Below are 5305 nucleotides of genomic sequence, written 5' to 3' on the forward strand. Positions count from 1 at the left end.
GTTTACATCATTATATTGAGTATACTCTTTTTGATATTCAGTATAATATTTTTCCCTGTTTTTCTCATCACCTAAAGCTTCGTAAATACGGTACATATTTTCTTTTATTGACATTGTACATTCAATATCAACCACTTTAAACTTATTCATATCTTCCAAGGATTTTCTATAGTTATCCAAAGCCTTTAAATATTTTCCTGATAGATAGTAATAGTCTCCTAAAGCCCATAGAAGATTGTATTGACTCAATTGATTTTTCCTGCTTTTATGTTCATCAAAAGCTTTCTGTAGATAAATGAATGAAGAATCCCATTGTTGGGTTTTCATTAATATATCAGCTTTCTGGATATAGGTATCTATAGTTTTTGGATTAGAGATTTCTTTATTTAGCTTAATTGTTTTATTTATAAATTGATTAGCTTTTTTGTAATTTTCTTTGTATTCATAATAGTCTGCTAAATATGCAAATGTTCGGGCCTGTATTTCTTTTGACTCGAGAGAGTCTTCATTTGAAAGGCTATTTAAAATTTCGTTAATAGTTTGCCTTTCAAGTTCATCCAAGCCTATCGCAGCAAAGTTTATTACTTTAATTTCGTTTAGCTTGGCTTGTTGAATTTTACTTTTATAAGTTAAAATTTTATTAGCTTTTGAAACATACTCTAAGCTTTTATCATTTAAATTTAAATTGCTAAGATCACGAGCTAACTCAAGGTAGCAATTATACACCAGTTCATTGTTGTTCATTTTTTCAGCAATACTAACAGCCTGTTTAGTATACAAAAGAGCTTTGAGCATATCTTTAAACTTATACTCAGAAGACAATTGAAGTAAGGAGTCTATTTTTTTTACTTCTTTATCCTGAGAGTACCCCATAATTAAAAAAAGACAAAAAAACATAAGTATAGGTTGCTTCATAAATTGGAAATGATTAATCAGGTTGGCATTTGTGAAAGACAAAGGTAGAATTTTTTTTAGTAGTGGCTATGTAACACCGGTATGAAATATTGAGTGTAACATGTTGGTTATTATGCATTTGTGAAATGTAATAACTTTGTAACATGTCTGTTTTTTGTAACAGAGTATCGTAGTGGGATATTTGCTAACGATTCTTGAAAACAAATGATGAGACAAAAAGGCACAAAAATCTGGAATATCTTTCCTGCGCAGAATAGTAATCAATTACTGTTCTTATTTTTGTGTCTTTTCTTTTGCTTTTCTCTATCTGCTCAAATCTATATAGAAAAAAATACGAGTTTTTTTTTATCAGATAGTACATGTGTTACACAATCTGCACCTTTACTTATACAAGAAAAGAATAAAGCTTCTGTTTACATTGTAGAAGAAACAATTGTTTCAGATATTCAGGAAACAGAACTTATAAAAACGACTTATATACAAAGAAATCATTCAAAAAAAACTAAAAATCATTTCACAAAGAAAAAGAGGAACAGAAAAAAGAAGCTAAAGGAAATAATAATTGAAGAAGATGAGCAAAAGAATTTATCGTTTTCAAAAACCAATATTGAAAACAAAAACTTTCTGCATTCTCTTCAAAAATTAATTCTTACGATCATTATTTCATCTAAAGAAAATAACAGCATTCAAATAAACAAGAAACAGCAATTTTTATATCAGCAAACAACGTTTGCTGATAAGCAGAAGCAAATAAATTTATATAATAGGTTATTACTTCCTTTTGATTATCACTTATATCTAATACCCATTCGCGCCCCTCCCTATGTTATTTAGATCATTATAATTTTATAAATAAATACAAACATAACATAATAAAAAATGACAAAAATATATTACATAATATTGACGCTGGTTTTTAGCTCGTCTGCTTTTGGGCAGGTTGGGATCAATACTGAAAACCCCCAACAAATGTTCCATATTGATGGGCAAAAAGACAATCCTGCTACTGGAATACCAAATGTTACTCAGCAAAAGAATGACTTTGTTGTGACATCTGCCGGAAATGTGGGAGTAGGAGTAGTTGTTCCTACTGCTAAAATACACACGGTAAGTGAAGTTCCTTACGATGCTTTTCAAATGCAGGATGGTAGTCAGGCAGCAGGGAGATTTTTGAGTAGTGATGCCAACGGTAAGGGCTCTTGGGTAAATAGTCCTTTAACTCCAATTGTTTTTGGATTAAAAAATACGAGTGAAATTACACTTATTCCAAATCAAAATATCGGACATAGCATAACACTTAGTAAAGGGAAGTGGATGGTGTATATAGGACTTCTTGTAAATCCTACAGGTAATGCTTCGCCCTCCAATAATACTTGGATGAGAATAACTTTAAGTGACTCCAGCTCTTCGCAACAAGATTCAGGTTTTGATTTTCTAACTTCAAGTCTTGTTTCTGGCTGGTTAAATAGTATATCAACAACCAGTACTACTCGATATACTTTTCTTAATGGGGTAATTCCGGTAGAAATTACTTCCAATGGAAGTGTTACGCTATACCTGAGAACACGGGAATTTAGTGATGTAGGAACTCCTCCAACAGTTAAGACAAGAGGAGATTATGGAGAAAATTATTTATTTGCCGTCCCTGCATATTAAATAATATAGCAATTTTATAATGCAAAGAAACGGTTGTTAACCTTAGTCAATTTAAATCCTAACAGCCATTCTTTTTATAATTTAACAACAATTTAATACAAAAACAACGATGAAAAAAAATATATTAGTATTAATTGCTTTTTTAATTTCAGCAGTCACCTATTCTCAGGTTGGCATCAATACAGAAAACCCGCAAGGAATATTTCATATAGACGGACAAAAAGACAACCCCAATATAGGAGTTCCTGCAACAGCTCAGCAACTAAATGACTTTGTGGTAACCCCGACGGGAAACGTGGGGGTAGGCAGCATTTCTCCATCCGAAAAATTGGAAGTTAAAGGAAATATCTCTTTAAGCTCAAATGGAAGTGCTTCTTCATCAATCAAGTTTTATGAAAACAACAATAATGGAAATAATAAGATTATTGTAAAATCTCCGGAAACTTTCAGTACAGACAGAACCATCACTTTACCTTCAAATCCTCCGGTTAACGGGTATGTTCTCACAACTGACGGATTAGGTAATACCTCTTGGGGGGCTGTTAATCCATCATCATCTACATTAGCTTCTATTGCCTTAAAAGGTAGTGGGCCAACTGTAAGTGTTACCAATGGTAATGTGGCTGGAAGCTCTGTCAATCAACGGTTTTTCCAGAGTTTCGATACGGTTGTTACAGATCCTAATTCTGCATTTAACCTATCCACAGGAACATACACGGCGCCACAGGCAGGAAATTATTTGATAACAGCTTATATAGTTCCAAATTCTTCCCCTACCAGAAATACTTCGGCAGACTTCTTTTATCCCATTAATTTAGAAGTGAGGAAAAATGCACCATCTGGGAATCCAAATGGCGGTATTACAATTATGGATAGCTCTATTATAAGATGGGCAACCAAAAGCCAGTCCGTTTTACGGTTTTCAATACCTGTAAGTGGCATGGTGAGCTTATCTGCAGGGGACACTCTTAATCTTGTTGTATATCTAAATGGAATAAACGCAGCAGCTTCTGATACTTCCGGAACTTCTTTTCCGGCAAATATAACCTATGCTGTAGTCGCTGATTTTAAAGCATTATTTAGTGTTACGGCATTATAATATTTACAGAATGGCTATTTTGCCTGTGACCAAGACATTGTAGCCATTCTTCTCTTAAATCACTAAAAAACTAAAAGTTATTCATTTTTTGAGATAATTTCAATTTTGAATCAATTTTTACAAAATTTATAATCCATTACGTCTTAAGTTATTCCTTGCTATTTATTAGACTTTGATTTATAGTAAACAGTCTGATAATGAATATTTTATGATAGGATTTTCTCTAATGTATTTCTGTTGGAATACTTACAATTAAGGTATTGTGGTCAAAAATAGTTGGTGTTTTTCACGAAAATAATTCGTAATATTTAGCGGTAGATTGGAAGAGGAAGTGAGCTCTGCTGAGGAGCAACCAGCAATACAATCGATGCTGTAAACAATAGCTTAGAAGGATGGTTTTTACCATCCTTCTTTCATTAATTATTGGAACAGTTTGATGGCTAAGAAAACCTTCAGTTTTTTTGGTTTTTGTAGAAAAGATACCATTGGATAAACTTTTTTCTTCGGTTTATAGTAAGACCCCGATGAATATTGAGATTTCCTTTCAAATGACCGAAAAAAGACTCTATTCCGTTTGTTGTCTTTGGGATTTTAGGGTTTTGCAGAAAAGTGAACATATTGGGCAAAGCCTTTCGGATGACAGAAAAACATCTACTCACCATTTTATGGGTGTACCAATACCTTCCGGTTTCCAGGCTGTAAGATTTTTCGTTTAAAAATTCTTTATACTTTTCAAACCAACCCATAAATTCTTTGATCCAGTATTGTTTTTTAGATTCATTATCAATGAAATGAATTTTACAAACAATTTCTCGGAGCTCGAACCCAGCATCTGATTTCGGATAGGCAGAAAGCCATATTTTACACATTCTCTGAATATGAACCAGGCACCTCTGAACAGGAACTTGCGGGCAGACTTTACGAATGGCTTTGAGTAATGATTTGTCGCCGTCACAGGTTATCCCACCGATTTTCACACCCAAATCCAAAATGTTTTCCGAATCCTCTTTCATCTCTTCATAATGTTCTCCATCTGTAATTCTGTAAAGCTGAGTTTGTTTAAAAATATCATCTCTGAAGACAACAAGGCAAATTTCATTGGAAAAATAAGTTCCATCAATCAGCAAATAAACCTCCTTGTTCTGACTGTAGCTGAGTTTTGGAGGTTTTTCAAGCATCACATTGAAATATCGTTGAAGAGTACTGACCGAATATTTGGATTCTGCTGAAATCTGCCCATAAGTCTGCTTCCCGATAATCCATTTTTTTAACCAAATCTATTGTTACAGTTATTTAAGCTACATTTCAGAAATTAAACACCTGATCTGTTACTTAATTGAAGAGCTTGTAAATTGAAACTAATCATTTAAGGCTTTCATCCATATATTAAAGTCTTCTTCTGATGAAATGTTATATTTTTTCCTAATTCTGTATTTTCTTAATTGTACTGCCGCAATAGAAACAAACGTAAAATGAGAGATTTCTTTTGTGGAAAAGTTAAGAAATGCAAGTGCACAGAAGTAGAGTTCCGAGTTACGGATTTTTGGATTTATTTCTTTTAAGTTTTTTACGAAATTCGGATAGAGTTCTTCAAATAATACTAAAAATTCAGGACTGTTATTTTTAGCCAGAGAA

Annotated in this window: 6 protein-coding genes; 3 read left to right on the forward strand and 3 right to left on the reverse strand. The window is 32.8% G+C overall.

The genetic code is table 11. The features are described 5' to 3' along the window. Nucleotides 1-915, reverse strand: a 915-nt coding sequence (locus DRF60_RS20590; protein WP_133297260.1) for a tetratricopeptide repeat protein, incomplete at its 3' end; no start/stop codon positions are given. A gap of 204 nt (nt 916-1119) precedes the next feature. On the opposite strand from DRF60_RS20590, the gene DRF60_RS20595 reads away from it, so the two are divergent. The 3 genes from DRF60_RS20595 (at nt 1120) to DRF60_RS20605 (ending at nt 3670) form a co-directional block, all read left to right on the forward strand. Then, nucleotides 1120-1749 (forward strand): hypothetical protein, encoded by a 630-nt coding sequence (locus tag DRF60_RS20595; RefSeq protein ID WP_123902710.1) that lies wholly within the window; start codon nt 1120-1122, stop codon nt 1747-1749. Nucleotides 1750-1794: 45 nt separating this feature from the next. Beyond that, entirely contained in the window at nt 1795-2571 is a 777-nt protein-coding gene (locus DRF60_RS20600; protein WP_116015212.1) for a hypothetical protein, read from the forward strand. A gap of 109 nt (nt 2572-2680) precedes the next feature. After that, on the forward strand, nt 2681-3670 hold the full coding sequence (locus tag DRF60_RS20605; protein WP_116015214.1) for a hypothetical protein: 990 nt from the start codon (nt 2681-2683) through the stop codon (nt 3668-3670). A 452-nt stretch (nt 3671-4122) separates the two neighbouring features. On the opposite strand, the gene DRF60_RS20610 is transcribed toward DRF60_RS20605, so the two are convergent. Further along, nucleotides 4123-4947, reverse strand: coding sequence for an IS256 family transposase, variant Zn-binding type (locus tag DRF60_RS20610; RefSeq protein WP_116015217.1), 825 nt, complete (start codon nt 4945-4947; stop codon nt 4123-4125). Nucleotides 4948-5028: 81 nt separating this feature from the next. Continuing rightward, on the reverse strand, nt 5029-5305 hold a 277-nt coding region (locus DRF60_RS21275; protein ID WP_394337481.1), incomplete at its 5' end, for a helix-turn-helix transcriptional regulator.

The organism is Chryseobacterium elymi (assembly GCF_003385495.1).
In the GTDB taxonomy this organism is placed as follows: domain Bacteria; phylum Bacteroidota; class Bacteroidia; order Flavobacteriales; family Weeksellaceae; genus Chryseobacterium; species Chryseobacterium elymi.

What these genes read in the sequence shown, in the direction of transcription:
- DRF60_RS20605 (WP_116015214.1), top strand. Translation starts at nt 2,681, where the DNA reads ATGAAAAAAAATATATTAGTATTAATTGCTTTTTTAATTTCAGCAGTC.
- DRF60_RS20595 (WP_123902710.1), top strand. Translation starts at nt 1,120, where the DNA reads ATGATGAGACAAAAAGGCACAAAAATCTGGAATATCTTTCCTGCGCAG.
- DRF60_RS20600 (WP_116015212.1), top strand. Translation starts at nt 1,795, where the DNA reads ATGACAAAAATATATTACATAATATTGACGCTGGTTTTTAGCTCGTCT.